Source organism: Brevundimonas sp. AAP58 (genome assembly GCF_001295975.1).
In the GTDB taxonomy this organism is placed as follows: Bacteria; Pseudomonadota; Alphaproteobacteria; order Caulobacterales; family Caulobacteraceae; genus Brevundimonas.
The window spans coordinates 1-16,068 of the sequence record NZ_LJHU01000107.1; the positions used below are offsets into that span (position 1 = coordinate 1).

Annotated in this window: 14 protein-coding genes and 1 pseudogene; 5 read left to right on the forward strand and 10 right to left on the reverse strand. The window is 68.4% G+C overall.

What is annotated here, in order from left to right:
• Positions 1-40: 40 nt before the first annotated feature.
• From IP78_RS13010 to hfq, 4 genes are all read right to left on the reverse strand, one after another.
• Complete coding sequence (locus IP78_RS13010) at positions 41-616, reverse strand: hypothetical protein (RefSeq protein WP_054112104.1); 576 nt, start codon at positions 614-616, stop codon at positions 41-43.
• A gap of 93 nt (positions 617-709) precedes the next feature.
• Positions 710-1,711, reverse strand: coding sequence for a sensor histidine kinase (locus IP78_RS13015; RefSeq protein ID WP_054112105.1), 1,002 nt, complete (start codon positions 1,709-1,711; stop codon positions 710-712).
• Positions 1,712-1,810: 99 nt separating this feature from the next.
• On the reverse strand, positions 1,811-3,106 hold the full coding sequence (hflX, locus tag IP78_RS13020; RefSeq protein WP_054112106.1) for a GTPase HflX: 1,296 nt from the start codon (positions 3,104-3,106) through the stop codon (positions 1,811-1,813).
• A 159-nt stretch (positions 3,107-3,265) separates the two neighbouring features.
• The gene (gene hfq, locus IP78_RS13025; RefSeq protein WP_029416313.1) at positions 3,266-3,511 is read right to left on the reverse strand and encodes an RNA chaperone Hfq; all 246 of its coding nucleotides are present in this window, start codon (positions 3,509-3,511) and stop codon (positions 3,266-3,268) included.
• 221 nt (positions 3,512-3,732) lie between these two features.
• Between hfq and IP78_RS13030 the strand changes: the two genes are divergently transcribed.
• Positions 3,733-4,845, forward strand: a complete 1,113-nt coding sequence (locus IP78_RS13030) for an endonuclease/exonuclease/phosphatase (protein ID WP_054112116.1) — start codon at positions 3,733-3,735, stop codon at positions 4,843-4,845.
• Here the strand turns inward: IP78_RS13030 and IP78_RS13035 are convergent.
• The 4 genes from IP78_RS13035 to dusB are packed head-to-tail and all read right to left on the reverse strand — an operon-like array spanning position 4,842 to position 10,431.
• The gene (locus IP78_RS13035; protein WP_054112107.1) at positions 4,842-5,705 is read right to left on the reverse strand and encodes a D-amino-acid transaminase; all 864 of its coding nucleotides are present in this window, start codon (positions 5,703-5,705) and stop codon (positions 4,842-4,844) included. The genes IP78_RS13030 and IP78_RS13035 overlap by 4 nt on opposite strands.
• The gene (locus IP78_RS13040; protein WP_054112108.1) at positions 5,705-7,111 is read right to left on the reverse strand and encodes a sigma-54 dependent transcriptional regulator; all 1,407 of its coding nucleotides are present in this window, start codon (positions 7,109-7,111) and stop codon (positions 5,705-5,707) included. Before IP78_RS13040 ends, IP78_RS13035 begins: the two co-directional genes overlap by 1 nt.
• A gap of 9 nt (positions 7,112-7,120) precedes the next feature.
• The gene (locus IP78_RS13045; RefSeq protein WP_054112109.1) at positions 7,121-9,370 is read right to left on the reverse strand and encodes a PAS domain-containing sensor histidine kinase; all 2,250 of its coding nucleotides are present in this window, start codon (positions 9,368-9,370) and stop codon (positions 7,121-7,123) included.
• On the reverse strand, positions 9,370-10,431 hold the full coding sequence (gene dusB / locus IP78_RS13050; RefSeq protein ID WP_054112110.1) for a tRNA dihydrouridine synthase DusB: 1,062 nt from the start codon (positions 10,429-10,431) through the stop codon (positions 9,370-9,372). The genes IP78_RS13045 and dusB overlap by 1 nt, the downstream gene beginning before the upstream one ends.
• A 66-nt stretch (positions 10,432-10,497) precedes the next feature.
• On the opposite strand from dusB, the gene IP78_RS13055 reads away from it, so the two are divergent.
• The gene (locus IP78_RS13055; protein ID WP_054112111.1) at positions 10,498-11,631 is read left to right on the forward strand and encodes a bifunctional 2-C-methyl-D-erythritol 4-phosphate cytidylyltransferase/2-C-methyl-D-erythritol 2,4-cyclodiphosphate synthase; all 1,134 of its coding nucleotides are present in this window, start codon (positions 10,498-10,500) and stop codon (positions 11,629-11,631) included.
• Between the two features lie 3 nt (positions 11,632-11,634).
• Here the strand turns inward: IP78_RS13055 and IP78_RS13060 are convergent, their stop codons facing one another.
• Positions 11,635-13,929, reverse strand: coding sequence for a fused MFS/spermidine synthase (locus IP78_RS13060; RefSeq protein ID WP_054112112.1), 2,295 nt, complete (start codon positions 13,927-13,929; stop codon positions 11,635-11,637).
• Between the two features lie 83 nt (positions 13,930-14,012).
• Between IP78_RS13060 and IP78_RS13065 the strand changes: the two genes are divergently transcribed.
• Complete coding sequence (locus tag IP78_RS13065) at positions 14,013-14,507, forward strand: CinA family protein (RefSeq protein ID WP_054112113.1); 495 nt, start codon at positions 14,013-14,015, stop codon at positions 14,505-14,507.
• Complete coding sequence (locus IP78_RS13070) at positions 14,504-14,746, forward strand: sulfurtransferase TusA family protein (RefSeq protein WP_054112114.1); 243 nt, start codon at positions 14,504-14,506, stop codon at positions 14,744-14,746. The genes IP78_RS13065 and IP78_RS13070 overlap by 4 nt, the downstream gene beginning before the upstream one ends.
• On the opposite strand, the gene IP78_RS13075 is transcribed toward IP78_RS13070, so the two are convergent.
• Positions 14,712-15,647: a YihY/virulence factor BrkB family protein gene (locus tag IP78_RS13075; RefSeq protein ID WP_054112115.1), complete on the reverse strand. Its 936-nt coding sequence runs from the start codon at positions 15,645-15,647 to the stop codon at positions 14,712-14,714. The two genes, IP78_RS13070 and IP78_RS13075, sit on opposite strands and share 35 nt — an antisense overlap.
• 190 nt (positions 15,648-15,837) lie before the next feature.
• Here IP78_RS13075 and IP78_RS13080 point away from each other — a divergent pair.
• A pseudogene (locus IP78_RS13080) lies at positions 15,838-16,068 on the forward strand (GGDEF domain-containing protein); the annotation flags it as partial.

Consider the following 16,068-nt stretch of genomic DNA (forward strand, 5'->3'; position numbering starts at 1 on the left):
CTTGCGGATCGCTGCGCTCTCCGAGCCTCAAGCCCTCTCCCTATGGGAGAGGGTTCGCTGGATTGGACTCTTGGGACACCGAGTTCAGCGAGTCCAAATGCTGAGTTTCCGACTCCGCCCTTGGCGATAGAACATTGATTACGCTGAGATCGTCATCCTCCGCCGCCGCCAACCTCAGCGGCTCCCGCTGGTCTTCCAGCAGAGGCGGCTTGATGTCGGGGAGTTCGGCCATGACCTCGGAGCGGGCGCGGTCGGCAAGGCGGTCGTAGACTCGCATCCAGGTCGAGGCCTCGGCCGCGCGGCCCGATCCCAGCGCTCGGCGGATGTTGAGGAAGGCCTGGTCGGCCAGATCGGCGAAGCTCACCTCGTCGTCCGGATGGTATTCGCCGAACTCCGGCGGGACCTCGCAGGCGCGCTGGTCGATGCGCCGCCAGCCTCCGGCGCGGGCGTGCATCCGGAACGAGCTGAGCGATATGCCGTACTTCTGGCAGATGAGCGTCGCCTTGACGCCGGCGAGATACTCCCGCCGCGCATGGTCCCAGTAGTTCCCGCCTAGACCGTCGAGTTCGAGGGGGTTCAGCTGCGTGCTGCCCGTGACGTGGGTGGTGTGGGTCATGGCGGGAAGTGTGCCACGCCGGTGCGTCAGAATCGGACGTAGGGTATCGCCGACTGTTGAAAGCTGGGCCTTGGTATCTCCGGGTAAAGCCCCCTACCGCGCCACCCGCTCCTTGTTCATACGCAGCCGGACCACCAGTCCCTGAGGCGTCCAGTCGCGTTCGATGGCGCCTTGCAGCTGGCGCGACATGGCGCGGGCGACCATCTGGCTGCCGAAGCCGCCGGGGCCTTCGGGCGGCTTGACGGTGGGGCCGCCCTGTTCGGTCCAGTGGATGACCAGTTCGGTGTCGTGGGCAGAACAGGACACGTCGAGCGTGCCGGCCTCGGCCGAGAGGGCGCCGTACTTCAGGGAGTTGGTCGCCAGCTCGTGGACGACGAGGGCCAGGGTGTTGGCCGCCTGCTCGCCCACGCCCATGCGCGGCACCGAGACCCGGATGCGGCCGCTGAAGGCACCGAGGTCGTCGTAAGGGGCCAACAGGACCGACAGCAGGTCGCCGAGCAGGGCCGCCTTGCCCTCCTCACCCGGCAAGGGGCGGACCATGTCGTGGGCGCGGCCCAGAGCGGTCAGGCGCTGGGTCAGTTCGCGCGCCATATCGGTGGTGGTGCCGACCGAGCGCGAGGTGATGGCGGTCAGGCCCGAGGCGATAGCGAGCAGGTTCTTGACCCGGTGGCTCATCTCGCCGGCGAGCAGTTCGTGGCCCTCCTCGGCCTGTTTGCGGCCCGTCACGTCGATGAAGATGCCGAACATCTTGCGGCTGACCATGCCCAGATCGTCGCCCTGGCCTCGGGCGGAGATCCAGCGAACGTCGTCGTTCACCAGGATGCGGAAGTCGATCTCATAGGAGCCGACGACGGCGCGGGTCGCGGCGAAGGCGGCGCGGACGCGGTCGCGGTCGGCCGGGTGGATGTTGGCCGACAGGTCCTCGAAGGTGACGCTGGGCCGGACCTCCATCCCCCAGAGCACGAAGGCCGCCTCGTCCATGGCGAAGGTGTCGTCGTCGACGTTCCACGACCACAGGGCGACGCCGGCCGCCTCCAGCCCGCGTTGCAGTTCTCGCGCGTCCCAGCTCTGAACGCTCTCTCCGGTCTTCGACATGGTATGGGCCCCGCCCCTTCGCGCCTCGCGAACAAGCGTGGCCATGGCCTAACGCGCGAGACCGGCAATCGGCCCCAATGGCTCAGCTTATTTGTTGGATCAGCCGCCGAACCTCTGCTCGAACCGGCCCATCGCTTGCGGGTCCAGCCGAACGGTCAGCCGCATCCGCCCCTCCCCGTCCGTCTCGCGGCCGGTGACGCGGCCGTGTTCGTAGAGCCAGGCGAGGGCCTCGCCCTGGGAGGGGTCCAGCGTGACCTCGGTCTCCGGGTCGTCGTCGATGCGGTCGGCGATGGCGGTTCGGAGCGGCTCGATCCCCTCCCCGGTCCAGGCGGAGACGGCGACCGCGTCGACGTTGGCGCGGGCGGCCTGGCCCTCGATGGCCTCGCGGGCCTCGGGGTCGAGCAGGTCGATCTTGTTCCAGACCTCGAGCACGCGGCGGTCCTTGCCCTCGGGTTGTTCGATCTGTTTCAGCACCGCCTCCACGTCCTGGGACTGGGCGACCGTGTCGGGCGAGGCGATATCGCGGACGTGCAGGATCAGGTCGGCTTCGCCCACCTCTTCCAGGGTGGCGCGGAAGCTCTCGACCAGTTCGTGCGGCAGGTCGGAGATGAAGCCCACGGTGTCGGCGATGATGGCGGGGCGGCCCTGGGGCAGGCGGATGGTGCGCTGGGTGGTGTCGAGCGTGGCGAACAGCAGGTCCTTGGCCATGACCTCGGAGCCGGTCAGGCGGTTGAACAGGGTCGACTTGCCCGCGTTGGTGTAGCCGACCAGGGCGACGGTCGGGAACGGGGCCTTCTGGCGTTGCTTGCGGTGCAGGCCACGCGTGCGGCGGACCTCCTCCAGCTCGGACTTCAGCTTGACGATGCGGTCGGCGATCAGGCGGCGGTCGAGCTCGATCTGGGTCTCGCCGGGGCCGCCGGTCGAGCCGGTGCCGCCGCGCTGGCGCTCCAGGTGGGTCCAGGTGCGGACCAGGCGCGAGCGTTCGTAGTCGAGCCGGGCCAGCTCGACCTGGAGCCGCCCCTCCTTGGTGCGGGCGCGACGGCCGAAGATCTCCAGAATCAGGCCGGTGCGGTCGATGACCTTGCAGTCCCAGGCCTTTTCCAGATTGCGCTGCTGGACCGGCGTCAGTTGGTCGTCGATGACGGCGGCCTCGGCCTCGGCGGCGCGGATGAGGGCGGCGAGTTCCTCGACCTTGCCCGTGCCGAACAGGGTGGCCGGGGTGGTCTTGCGCAGGCGCACGACTTCTTCCGCGCGGACGTCGAGGTCCAGGGCGCGGGCGAGGCCGGCGGCCTCTTCCAGACGGTCTGTGGCCGAGCGGGAGGACCGCTCGCCGAAATCGGGATGGATGACGACCGCCCGGATGAGAGGGACGGCGTGGTCGATGAGTTTGGTCAAACGTGTTCCTAGGTCGTCATCCTCGGGCTTGACCCGAGGATCGGAGTGTCCGCGTGAAGAACGGCAACGCGCGGACGGGATTGTGGGTCATTCCACTGACTGAGCGGCCCCACGTCCGATCCTCGGGTCAAGCCCGAGGATGACGGCGGAAGGGTTGGCTCAATCTTCGTCGCTCTCCGGCTCGTACAGCTGAACGGGAGCAGAGGGCATGATGGTGGAGATGGCGTGCTTGTAGACCAGCTGAGCCTGACCGTCGCGACGGAGCAGCACGCAGAAGTTGTCGAACCAGGTCACGATGCCCTGCAGCTTGACCCCGTTGACCAGGAAGATGGTCAGCGGCGTCTTGGTCTTGCGGACCGAGTTGAGGAAGGTGTCCTGAAGGTTCTGACGCTTGTCTTGCGACATGGCGGGTTTAATCCCTGTTCTTCTTGGTTGCGCGTCGCGGGGAGGCGACACGAGGCCGGGCGACGGCCGGGCCGACCATAGCCGCCCTCCTCTCCCGACCGCAACCTCGAGCCGCAGGAGGTCCCTCTGCGATCGGAACCATGGCCCGATGGATCAACCGCTCGTTGCCACGCCGCCTCGTTTCCGGCATTATCTACCGGCGTTCGACGCAGGAGGCGACCATGGATCGGCTGAAGATCTGCGCCTGGAACATCGAACATGCCGACAAGCTGTGGAAGGCGGCCTCGACGCCGCCGGTCGATCGCAAGATCGAGGCGCGGCTGGACGCCATCGCCGAAGAGATTGCCCATATCGACGCCGATGTGCTGTTCGTGAGCGAGGGCCCGGGCAGCGAGGCCGCGGCGCAAGGCTTCTTCGCCCGGGTGGCTCCGGCCTACCGGCTGGTGACGCGCAACGCGACCGACTGGCGGGACTATCAGGTCCGGGGGACGCAGTGGCTGTGGTTCCTGGTCCGCAACACTGAGACCCTGACCGGCGAGCTTCAGCACATCGACCGCTGGCGGACCCTGACCGAGAGCGCCTCCGAGGGCGACCACCGCGGTGGCGAATGGGAGGTGTCCTATCCGGTGGCCACACCCGACTTCCAGTCCCTGAGCTTCAAGGTGCCCGGTCGCCATAGCCATTATCGCCATCCGCAGGTGCTGCAGCTGAACGTCGACGGAACGCATCTGGAGCTGATCGGCTGTCATCTGAAGAGCAAGATCAACAAGGTCCGCGTGCCCGGCGATCCCTATGCGCCGGACTACTTCGACCGAAATCCCGCCCTGGTCGCTGACGTCATCCAGTCACGCATCAAGCTAACGACCGAGTGCAGCGACATCCGGCACTATATCCACGCCCGCTTCACCGAGGATCCCGAGGCCCCGATCATCGTGCTGGGCGACCTGAACGACGGCCCGGGCAAGGAACGGATCGAGAAGCGGTTCCTGTATCACGATCTGGTCAGCTCGCTGCAGGGCGACGTGTTCCTGGCGCGGCAGTTCCTGAACCACGCCCTGTTCGATTTCCCCCAGGAGGCGCGCTGGAGCTACCACCTTCAGGGTGGCGACAAGCTGGATCCCCGACGCGATCCGCGCATCCTGCTGGACCACATCATGTTCACCCAGAGCCTCAGCGGCGGCGGCGATACCGGGACCGGCTCGGCCTGGCGAGCCCGGGCGGGCGGCGGGCAAGTCGAACACGACGTGCATCATCGGGTGGCGTCGGGCCGACCGAAGTACGCCCAGACGAGCGATCACCGCCCCGTCTCGATGGTGTTCGACCGACGGCGCTAGACCGCGTCGCGACGCGCGGCTTCAAGATAGCGTTCGCGCAGCTTGGTCGTGATCGGACCGGGCTTGCCGTCGCCGATCCTGACGCCGTCGATCGAGATGGCCGGCATGACGAAGGCGCCGGCGGCGGTGAAGAAGGCCTCCTTCGCCTGCTTCGCCTCGTCGACGCTGAAGGGGCGTTCGTCCAGCTCGATGCCCTCGGCCTTAACCAGATCCATGATCGCCGCACGGGTGATGCCGCGCAGGATGTTGGCCTGAGTGTCGCGGGTTCTCAGCTTGCCGTCCTGATCCACGATCCAGGCATTCGTCGATGAGCCCTCGGTGATGAGGCCCATCTCGTCCACCATCCAGGCCTCATAGGCGCCCTTGTCGCGCGCGGCCTGCTTGGCCAGCACATTGGGGAGCAGGCCCACGGTCTTGATGTCGCAGCGGCCCCAGCGGATGTCGGGATAGGTGACGACGGCGACGCCCTTGGCTGCCTGGGCCTGGGAGCGGCTAAACGGGATAGATTTGGAGGTCACGACCACGCTCGGAGGCGTACCGGGCGCGGGGAACGGGTGGTCGCGCCGCGCCGTGCCGCGCGTGACCTGGAGGTAGACGATGCCGTTCCTGACGCGGTTCCGGCGGATGGTCTCCTTCAGCACCCGGGTCAGGGCGTCGCGGGTCATGGGGATGTCGATGCGCAGCTCGTTGAGGCTGCGGTGCAACCGCGTCATATGGCCGTCGAAGTCGGCCATCCTGCCGTCGAAGACCGACCAGACCTCATAGACGCCGTCGGCGAACTGGAAGCCGCGGTCCTCCACATGGACCGTCGCCTCGCGGTGGGGGCGGTAGACGCCGTTCACATAGGCCACGCGCGACATCAGTCCATCGCTCCTTCGTCATCCTCGCCGCCCCGCGCGGGCGAGACGCCCAGCGACTTCAGCTTCCGGTGCAGGGCGGATCTCTCCATGCCGATGAAGGCGGCCGTGCGCGAGATGTTTCCGCCGAAACGCATGATCTGGGCGGCCAGATATTCGCGCTCGAACACCTCGCGGGCCTCGCGCAAGGGGAGCGCGATGGTGCGCTCCGTGCCCATCGACGAGCCGCCGGTCGCGGCGACCTCCTGGGGCAGCATGTCAGCCGAGATGGGGTCGTTGAGATCGCCCGTGGCGAGGATCAGCAGGCGTTCGACGTTGTTCCTCAGCTGGCGCACGTTGCCGGGCCAGGGGTGGACCTGGAGCACGGCGATGGCGTCCTCGCCGAGACGGCGCTTGGGCAGGCCCTGGGACGCGGACAGCGTCTCGATGAAGTAGTCGACCAGTTCGGCGATGTCCTCGCGGCGTTCCGACAGGGGCGGGACGCGGATCGGCACGACATTCAGGCGATGGAAAAGGTCCTCGCGGAAGCGGCCCTCGGCGATCTCGATCTTGAGGTCGCGGGACGTCGAGGTCACGACGCGGACGTCGACCTGGACGTCCTGCTCGCCGCCGACGCGGCGGAAGCGCTGTTCGACCAGGACGCGCAGGATGCGGCTCTGGCTTTCGCGCGGCATGTCGCCGACGTCGTCGAGATAGAGGGTGCCGCCGTGGGCGCGTTCGAAGACGCCGATCTTCCTCGGGCGGCCGTCGTGACCCTCCTCGCCAAAAAGTTCCAGATCGAGGCGCTCGGGCGTCATGCCGGCGGCGGAGATGGCGACGAACTCGGCGCGGGCGCGGGGGCTGGCCTCGTGGATCTGGCGCGCGACAAGCTCCTTGCCGCAGCCCGGCGGGCCGGAGATCAGGACGCGGCTGTTGGCGGGGGCGACCTTCTGGATGGTCGTTCGCAGAACCTGAGCGGCGGCAGAACGGCCGATCAGACCGGTCGGCGTCATGGCCTGGGCGCGCAGACGGCGATTTTCGCGCTTGAGCGAGGCAGCTTCCAGCGCGCGCTCGATGACGACCACCAGCCGGTCGGACTTGAAGGGTTTTTCGATGAAGTCGTAGGCCCCGCGTTTCAGCGCGCTGACGGCGGTTTCGATGTTGCCGTGACCCGAGATCATCACCACGGGCAGGTCAGCGTCCAGCGCCTTGACGATGTCGAGCAGTTCCAGCCCGTCCATGCCGCCGCCCTGCATCCAGATGTCGAGCACCAGAAGACTGGGCTTCCTCGCCCGGATGGCGGCCAGGGCCTCTTCCGAGCTGGAGGCGACGCGGACGGAATGGCCCTCGTCCTCCAGCAGGCCGGAGACCAGATCTCGGATGTCGGCCTCGTCATCGACAACGAGAATGTCGGCACCGTTGGAACGCATATCGCCTCGCTATTCAGCAGCGGCCAGACCGTTGCCCTTGGGCTCGGCCTGACCGGTTCGGACAGGGGGTGAAAGGGGGAAGATCAGGCACACGCGGGCGCCCGACAGGTTCTCGGCGTCGGCGAGCTTGAGCTCGCCGCCGTGGTCCTCGCAGATGCGCTTGACGATGGCCAGGCCCAGGCCCGTGCCCTTCTCGCGCGTGGTGACATAGGGCTCTGTCAGGCGGTCGCGGTCGCGGACCGGCAGGCCCTTGCCGTCGTCCTCAATGATGAAGGTCGCGGTTCCATCCTCGACCTCCAGCCAGGCGAGGATGGCGGTGGAGGCATCGCCGGGATCAGACGCGCGGCGCGCGGCCACGGCCTCGCCCGCGTTCTTCAGGATATTGGCCAACGCCTGTCCGACCATGCGTCCGTCGCATCTCATTTTGGCTTTGGGGAGCGGCTCGACCAGTTCCACAGGCAAGTTCGGGGCCGCGACGCGCTGTGCGAAGACGGCCTCGCGCAGCAGTTCAGCGGGGTTTTCATTCGTGAAGCGGGGAGCGGGCATGCGGGCGAAGGACGAGAACTCGTCAACCATGCGGCCGATATCGCCGACCTGGCGGATGATGGTCTCGGTGCAGCGGTCAAAGACCTCCACGTCGTCGACCTTTGCCCGGTACTTCCGGCGCAGGCGTTCGGCCGAGAGCTGAATGGGGGTCAGGGGGTTCTTGATCTCATGGGCGATGCGGCGGGCGACGTCGCGCCAGGCGGCGTTCCTCTGGGCCGTGACCAGGCGGGTGATGTCGTCAAACGTCAGGACCATCTCGCCGCCGACTCCGCCCTCGATGCGGACGCGCAAGCGCCGCGTCTCACCCTCACGGGCGACGTCGATGTCCTCCTCGATATGGGCCTCGACGCGGCCGACGAGTTCAGACAGTTCGGGCGCGATCGCGGCGAGCAATTTGCCGTGGACGTCGAGGTCCGAGATCGACAGGAGCTGGAGCGCGCTGTCGTTGATGGCCGAAATGCGGCCGCGCTTGTCCAGCCCGATCACGCCGGCGCTGACTCCTGACAGGACGGTCTCGATGAAACGGCTGCGGTCCTGGGCCTCCTCGCTGGCGGTCTTGAGCGCCGCCTGCTGGGTCTGAAGGTCGCCGGTCATGCGGTTGAAGGCGTCGGACAGGGTCTTGATCTCGCCGGGCGCGCCTTCGGGATCGACGCGCGCCGACAGATCGCCGCTTGCCACCTGATCCGCCGCCTTCACCAGTCGGCCGATGGGCGCCGAGATGGCGCTAGCCGCCGACATGCCCAGCCAGACCGCGCCGACCAGCACGAGCAGCGCGGTTTCCAGATAGCTGAGGGCGAAGGCGGCCTGGATGCGGGCGCGGCTTTCCTCGGCAAGCTGATAGGCCTGGATCGATTCCACGCCGTTGCGCATGCGGGCGATGATGCCGGGCGCGAGCGGTCGCACGACATAGAGGTATGCATCGCCATACTCCGGCAGCGGATATAGCGCCCGCACCGTATCGGGTCGCTCCGTCACAGCAACGGGGGCTTCCTCGCCCTCGGCGGCGGTCTCCAGGGCCTCACGCGGCGGGGCGACATAGGCGGGCGCGCCGTCCATGACGCCCTGGGCCAGGACCTCGCCCTCGCCGTTCAGGATATAGACGGCGGGATAGCCGAAGTAGCCGGCGATCTGGGTCAGGGCCTGGGAGAACTGGATGCGGTTGCCAAAGGCGTCGCGAATACCGCCGAGCTCGATCGACATGGTCTCGAGGTCGGCGTTCAACCCGTCACCCACGTCGGCGACATAGGCCTCGCCGATCCGGGCCCCGTTCTCGACGGCGGAACTGACGTTGTCGCTGAACCAACGATCGACACCCCGATTGACCAGGACCCCGAACACCAGGGCGATCGCCACGGCCGGGACCAGAGCGACCAGGGAGAAGATGGTCACGAAGCGCAGGTGCAGGCGCGCGCCGGGGTCCTCGCGGCGTCGGCGGGACAGCTGCATGACCTGCAGGCCGACCACGGTGGCCAGACCAGCAATCAGGACGAGGTTGGCCAAAAGGATGGCCAGTACCGCGCGGCTGGCAGCGGCCTGAGCGTCTCCGCCCCCGGCTTCGGGCGCGACGGCGACGATCCATATCGCTGTGGCTGTGATCAGGACGGCGACGACATAGGCCGCGACGAAGGCGGCGCGGGCACGACCGGCGGCGAGCCGATCCCACAGGGTGGGTCGGGCCTCTGTGGCTTCAGCGGCGGTCGCTGTGTCCGACATCACCCGACAGCTTCGGCGACCTGTGGCGCTTTTTCAACAGCAGAGTTGCCAGGAAGTGTCAGTGACGCGGGAGACACATCCCAAAGCGCAGTGAGTGCCTCGGCGACTGCGGCGGAATCGTCGAGGCGACAGAGACGGGCCTTGGCGGCGCGACGCTCCAGGGGATCGGCGGGCCAGGGGGCCTGTTCGACGTACCAGCCAAGGTGTTTGCGGAACATCTTCAGGCCCAGATCCGGTCCATAGAAGGCGAGCGACGCCTGCATATGCTCCACCACGATGGCGCAGCGTTCCTGGCGGTCGGGCTCCTCAAGCCGAGTTCCGTCGCGCAGCGCCCGTTCCAGATGAGCGGCCAGCCAGGGACGGCCGTAGACGCCGCGCCCGAGCATCAAGGCGTCGGCCCCGGATCGATCCAGCGCCTCCCTCGCCTCCTCTGCCGTGACGATATCGCCATTGACGATGACGGGGATGGAGATCGCCGCCTTGACCTCGCCGACGGCCTCCCAGTCGGCGCGGCCGGTGTAGAACTGCTGACGGGTGCGACCGTGGACAGTGACGGCCTTGACGCCCAGCGCCTCGGCGTTGCCGGCGACCTCGGCGGCGTTCCGGCTGGCGTCGTCCCATCCGAGGCGCATCTTGACGGTGACCGGGCGTGTCGTGGCGTTCACGACCGCCTCCATGATGCGACCGGCGAGACCAGGCGTGCGCATCAGGGCCGAACCGGACGCCGCGCCGGTGACTTCCTTGGCTGGGCAGCCGAAGTTGAGGTCGACGATGTCGGCGCCGGCCGCCTCGGCCATGCGGGCTCCTTCAGCCATCGCGGCGGGATCGCGGCCGACCAGCTGGATGACCGTCAGCGGCAGACCTTCGCCCACGGCGGCCCGACGGACGACGTCGGGGCGACCGCGCGCGAATTCGGCCGAGGCCACCATCTCGGTCGCCACATAGGCCGCGCCGAGGCGACTGGCGAGCCGACGGAACGGCAGGTCCGTGACGCCGGTCATCGGCGCCATCAGCACCCGGCCGGGGATGGTCACGTCTCCGATCTGAAGGGTCTGCGTCATCGCCGCCGTCGTGTCGCCAAGCGTCGCCTCTCGTCAACCTGCAAGATGGCCCCTAGAAGGCGGCGCATGACATTCGCGGGCGTGGTGGTGGCGGCGGGCTCGGGCTCGCGCGCCGGGGGCGACAAACAGTGGCGGCCTTTGGGCGGCAAGCCGGTGGTGCGCTGGTCGGTCGAGGCGCTCCTGAAGGCCGGGGCCAAACCCGTCGTCGTGGTGGTGGCGCGCGATAGCCTGGGACGCGCCGAAGAGGCGTTGCGCGGGCTGGACGGATGGATCGCCGTCGCCGGCGGGGCCGAGCGGGCAGACTCGGTGCGGGCGGGGCTCGGGGCGGTGGACACGGCCGAGGACACGCCCGTGCTGGTGCACGACGCGGCGAGGCCCCTGTTGAGCGAGGCGGTGATCCGGCGATTGCTGGAGGCGTTGCCGGGGGCCGACGGAGTGATCGCCGCCCTGCCTGTCTCCGATACGCTCAAGCGCGGCGGCGAGCGGATCGAGACGACCGTGGACCGCGCCGGACTATGGCGCGCCCAGACGCCGCAGGCGTTTCCGCTGGGCCGCCTGCGCGCCGCCTACGCCGCCTGGCCCGAGGGCGAAACGCCTACCGATGAGGCGGCCGTGGTCGAGCGCGACGGCGGCGTCGTGCGTCTGATCGAGGGCGATCCGCGCTTGATGAAGCTCACCTACCCAGAGGATTTCGCCATGGCCGAGGCCCTGCTGCCCCGTCAGATCCGCGTCGGCACCGGCTTCGACGTCCACCGCTGGGGCCCGGGCGAGGCGGTCTGGCTGTGCGGCGTCGAGATCCCGCATGACCAGACCCTGATCGGCCATTCGGACGCGGATGCAGGCCTGCACGCCCTGACCGACGCCCTGCTGGGTGCCATGGGCGACGGCGACATCGGTGACCACTTCCCGCCGACCGACCCGAAGTGGAAGGGCGCGGCCTCGGACCAATTCCTGATCCACGCGGTGGAACGGCTGAAGGCGCGCGGCGGGCGGCTGATCAACGTCGACGTCACCCTGATCTGCGAGCGGCCCAAGGTGAAGCCGCACCGCCTGGCCATGCGCGAGCGGCTGGCGGAAATTCTCTTTTTGCCGGTGGACGCCGTCAGTGTGAAGGCCACGACGACCGAGGCCCTCGGCTTCACCGGACGGGGCGAAGGCCTGGCGGCGCAAGCCGTGGCGACGATCGAACTGCCCGCCTGATCCTCAGCGACGGGCGTGGCGCCAGAGGGCACCGACAAGGTTGACGTAGTCGTCGGTCCAGGGGCGGACCTCGGTGTCGGCGATGACCTGCCAGCGACCGCTGGCGCGGAACTCCGCCAGGCCTTCCTCCGTCGGTGACAGAATGAGGGCTTCGGTCGATGCATCGGCCATCTCGGGGCTGGCGTCGCTCTCCCGGTAGACCTGATGCAGGTTCGGGACGCCCAGACGCTGAGCCGCCGCCGCAGTCGGCAGGGTGATATCGAGGTTGCGGTTCGACAGGTGAAGGATGACGACTCCGTCGGGTTTGAGCAGATCGAGATAGCCCTGGATCGCTTCGACTGTCAGCAGGTGGGTCGGCACGGCGTCTGACGAAAAGGCGTCGATCAGCAGCAGGTCATAGGACCCCGGCGTTTCACGACCCAGGGTGAGCCGGGCGTCACCCAGCACGGTGCGCACCGGCCCGGCCGCGCAGTCGGAAATGAAGGTGAAATTGTTCGGATCGCGCGCCAGCCGATCGACCAGCGGATCGATCTCGAAGAAGGTCAGGCGATCCTCTGGCCGTTTGTAGCCCGCCATGGCACCGGTCCCCAGGCCCACCACGCCGATGTTCACGCCGGGCGCGCGCTGCTGAACGCCCTGGGTCGCCTGGCCGATGGGCGTCAGGGGCGAGTAGTAGAGACTGGGCATGCAGGCGAAGTCGGGGTTTCGCGGCTGGGCCCCGTGCAGCGTCGTGCCGTGCATCAGAACGTGGACCTCGCCGCCCAGACGCGGGTCCTGGGTCGTGCCGATGCGCATGACGCCAAAGAAGCTGCGATCCTGGACCTTCGCCTCGTAGCCGCGGGCGATATAGGCCGTCGACAGGGCGATCATGGCGGCGATGGCGACGTAAGCCGGGGTCCGGTCACGCAGCAGCAGGCCTGCGATCAGGGCGATCGTCAGCACCATCTGCGTCAGGCGCGGCATGTCGCCGGTGACGTTGTTGCTGAACCACCAGGCGAAGTCCCAGTTGACGCGGAACATGGCCGACAGCACCGGCGGAGCCATGCAGACCATGGCCGCCAGCACGAACAGATAGACCTCGGTGTTGCGGATCGGCGCGCGGCTGAGCGGACGGGCCAGGCCTACGAGCACCAGCATCAGCGGATACTCCCAGACGCCGTCGAAGATCACGGGGGCGAGCAACGCTGTGAAGGCTCCGCCCACGACGCCGCCCACCGAGAGAAGCAGATAGAACTCCGTCAGCCGATCGGGCGGCGGCCGCCGCCCGGCCAGCCTCTGATGGCACATGAGGGCCAGGAAGAAGAAGGTCGTCAGATGCAGGCCGAACAGCATCAGCCAGTCGCCGGTCCGGAAGGCGGTGAAGACCAGACACGTCAGGCCCAGCGCCGCCGCGATCACCAGGGTGATGGGCAGGGGGATCAGGGGCCTGTTCTGGAAGGTGATGACGAAGGTCAGGAGATAGAGGGCCAGCGGGGCGACCCAGAGGAAGGGCGCGGAGGCGACGTCCGTCGAGAGGTGCGTCGTCACGCCCAGCATCAGGCTGGCGGGCGCGGCGGCGAGCAACACCCAGACGACCTTTTCCTTCCAAGGGATGGGCGCGGATCGTTCGAGCGGCGCGGTCTCGACGGCCCCCTGCCCTCTCCGCCAAACCACGGCGGCGAGCGCGACGATCATGAGGACGAAGACGGCGTAGCCACCACTCCAGCTGGCGCGCTGGCTGGACAGGGTGAGCAGCGGCTCGATCAGGGCCGGATAGGCGATCAGCGCCAGAAAGCTGCCGAGATTGGAGGCGGCGTAGAGGACGTAGGGGTTCTGGCCATCGGCGTGGCCGGACCGGACGCGGGCGTACCAGGCCTGTAGCAGGGGCGCGGTGGCCGAGAGCACGGCGAACGGCGCGCCGATCGATATCGCCAGCGTCGTCAGGAGCCAGGCGATGGGCGCGGAGGGGTCGGGATCGCCGAGCAGGCCGCTGATCCGCAGCGGCAGGAACAGGGCAGCCAGCACTAACAGCGCCAGATGGACCGCCATCTGGACCCTCATCGAGCGGATGCGCTGAAGGGCGTGGGCATAGGCGTAGCCCGCCAGCAGCGCGGCCTGGAAAAAGACCATCGCCGTGTTCCACACTGACGGCGATCCGCCCAGCACCGGCAGCACCAGCTTGGTCACCATGGGCTGGACGGTGAACACCAGCGCCGCGGAGGTGAAGATGGCCAGAGCGAAGAGGCCGGGCGTCACGCGGTCGCCCTCCCGGCTATCGACTGGACGGCCGTCGTCCACCCCCAAGCTTACGTCACTCATGTCTGCTCCGGTCGCGCCGACCGGTCGACAGACCCGAGCGCCCGGCCCATGTATCGCCATTCCCGCCCGCTTCGGAAAGCCCCATGTTCCCCGACGACATCGCCGATCTGGCCGCCGCCGTCATCGCCGCCGCCATGGCGCGTGGCTGGACGATCGCCACGGCCGAAAGCTGCACTGGCGGGCTTGTCGCGGGTGCCCTGACAGAGGTGGCGGGATCGTCGGCAGTCGTGGATCGAGGCTTCGTCACCTACTCGAACGCGGCGAAGATCACCCTGCTCGGCGTGCCCGGATCGATGCTCGAAGCGCACGGCGCGGTATCGGAGCCTGTGGCTCGCGCGATGGCCGGGGGCGCGCGGGAGCGGGCGGGAACCGACCTGTCCATCTCGATCACGGGCATCGCTGGGCCTGGTGGCGGTTCAGCCGAGAAGCCGGTCGGCTTGGTCCACTTCGGCTGCGCCGCGCCTGAGGGTCTCGCGCACGAGCGCCATGTCTTCGAGGGGCTGGACCGGGAGGGCGTGCGGCTCGCGTCGGTGCGGACGGCGCTCCGGCTGCTGCTGGCGGCCTGCGAGGCGGGATGAGCGCGCCTCTGACAATCGACGCGCGCGGGCACCGCTGTCCCGTGCCGATCCTGAGGCTGAGGAAGGCGCTGGCCGGGGCACCGGCGGCCGGGCGCGCCGTGCTGTTGGCGACGGACCCGATGGCGCGGATCGATGCGCCCTATCTGATGCAGGAACTGGGCGGACGCGTCGTCGACATCGCCGAGGCCGACGGCGTCCTGACCATCATCGTCGAGAGGCCCGTCGCTCCGACAGGTTGACGATGGCGGCGGAGGGTTCGGCGTCCTCTTCCTCCTCGAACTGGGGCGCACCGCGCGCCCGCTTGGCGATCTCCATCTCGGTGGCGAAGGCACCGCCGTAGAAGATGGCGTTGACGTTCCACGACAACCAGATCAGCAGCACCACGACCGCGCCAACCGACCCATAGGTCGCGCCCAGAGGCGCGATCTGCTCGACATAGATGGCGCAGAGCCAGGACGAGATCATCGACAGGATCGTCGCCACCGATCCTCCCGCCAGCGCCGGCACCCAGGCCACCGGCGTCCGGTGCGACATGGCGTAACGGTAGAGCATGGTCAGGCCCATGCCGAGGCCGAGAGCGGGAACCAGGCCACCCAGCGGAAGCCCACCGCCCGTCGCCTCTCCGGCCGTATGCTGCAGCAGCCGTCCGGTCACCACGGCACCGGAGACCACAGTGAAGAGGGCAAAGGCGAACAGGGCCACGAAGAAGGCCAGCAGGTTGAACTTCAAGAAGCCGTGCGGCTCGGTCTCATCGTGGATCAGGTTCAGCCCGGCCAGCAGGGCCTTGAAGCCCCTGTGCGCGGCATAGGCACCGACGACCAGAGCGAAGGCGCTCTGGAAGGAGACCGTTCGGGCGGACGCATTGGCGAGACGCTCGACCTCGGCCTGGAAGATGGTGCGGGCGGCGTAGGGCATGACGTCGGCGAGCGCGGCAGCCTGTTCGCTGACCTGACCGATCGAGAGCACGGCCTTGTAGAAGCCGATCAGAATGGCGATGGCCGGAAACACCGCCAGCAGGGCGAAGAAGGAGACGCCGCCTGTATAGAGCATGACGTCGCGGCCCCAGCTGCGCGCGAAAGCCCGGCCGGACAGGCGCAGCCAATAGCCGGGCGTCTTGCTGTCCGTCCGTTGTCCGCTCAAACCGGTTCCCGCCACAGCCCCCTGCGCCGTCGCACCCTAGCGCATATCGTCTGTCATGGAAGCCTCACATTAACGAGAGGGACTTCGCCTGGAAGGGGTATTGCGCATTGCGCCCGGTGGCGCCGGATCGGTATGGTCGATGCGCGTCGCGGACGCGGCCCCGCTAGGGGTCCATTGGGGGACGGCCGACTTGCTTTCTGATCCACGCGTTCTGGTCGTCGCCCAAACCGACGACAGGATCGGGGCCCTGTGCCGGGGCCTCGACGGCCTCGGCTGGCGCACCATGACGGCGCGCACGGGCGGCGCGGCGGTCGCGGCGCTCGGTGACTTCAAGCTGGAAGCGGCGATCATCGACGCCGACCATCCGGAAGCCGCCGCCCTGCCCGAGGCCCTGCGGCTGGCGGCCGGGGCGCGGCGGCTG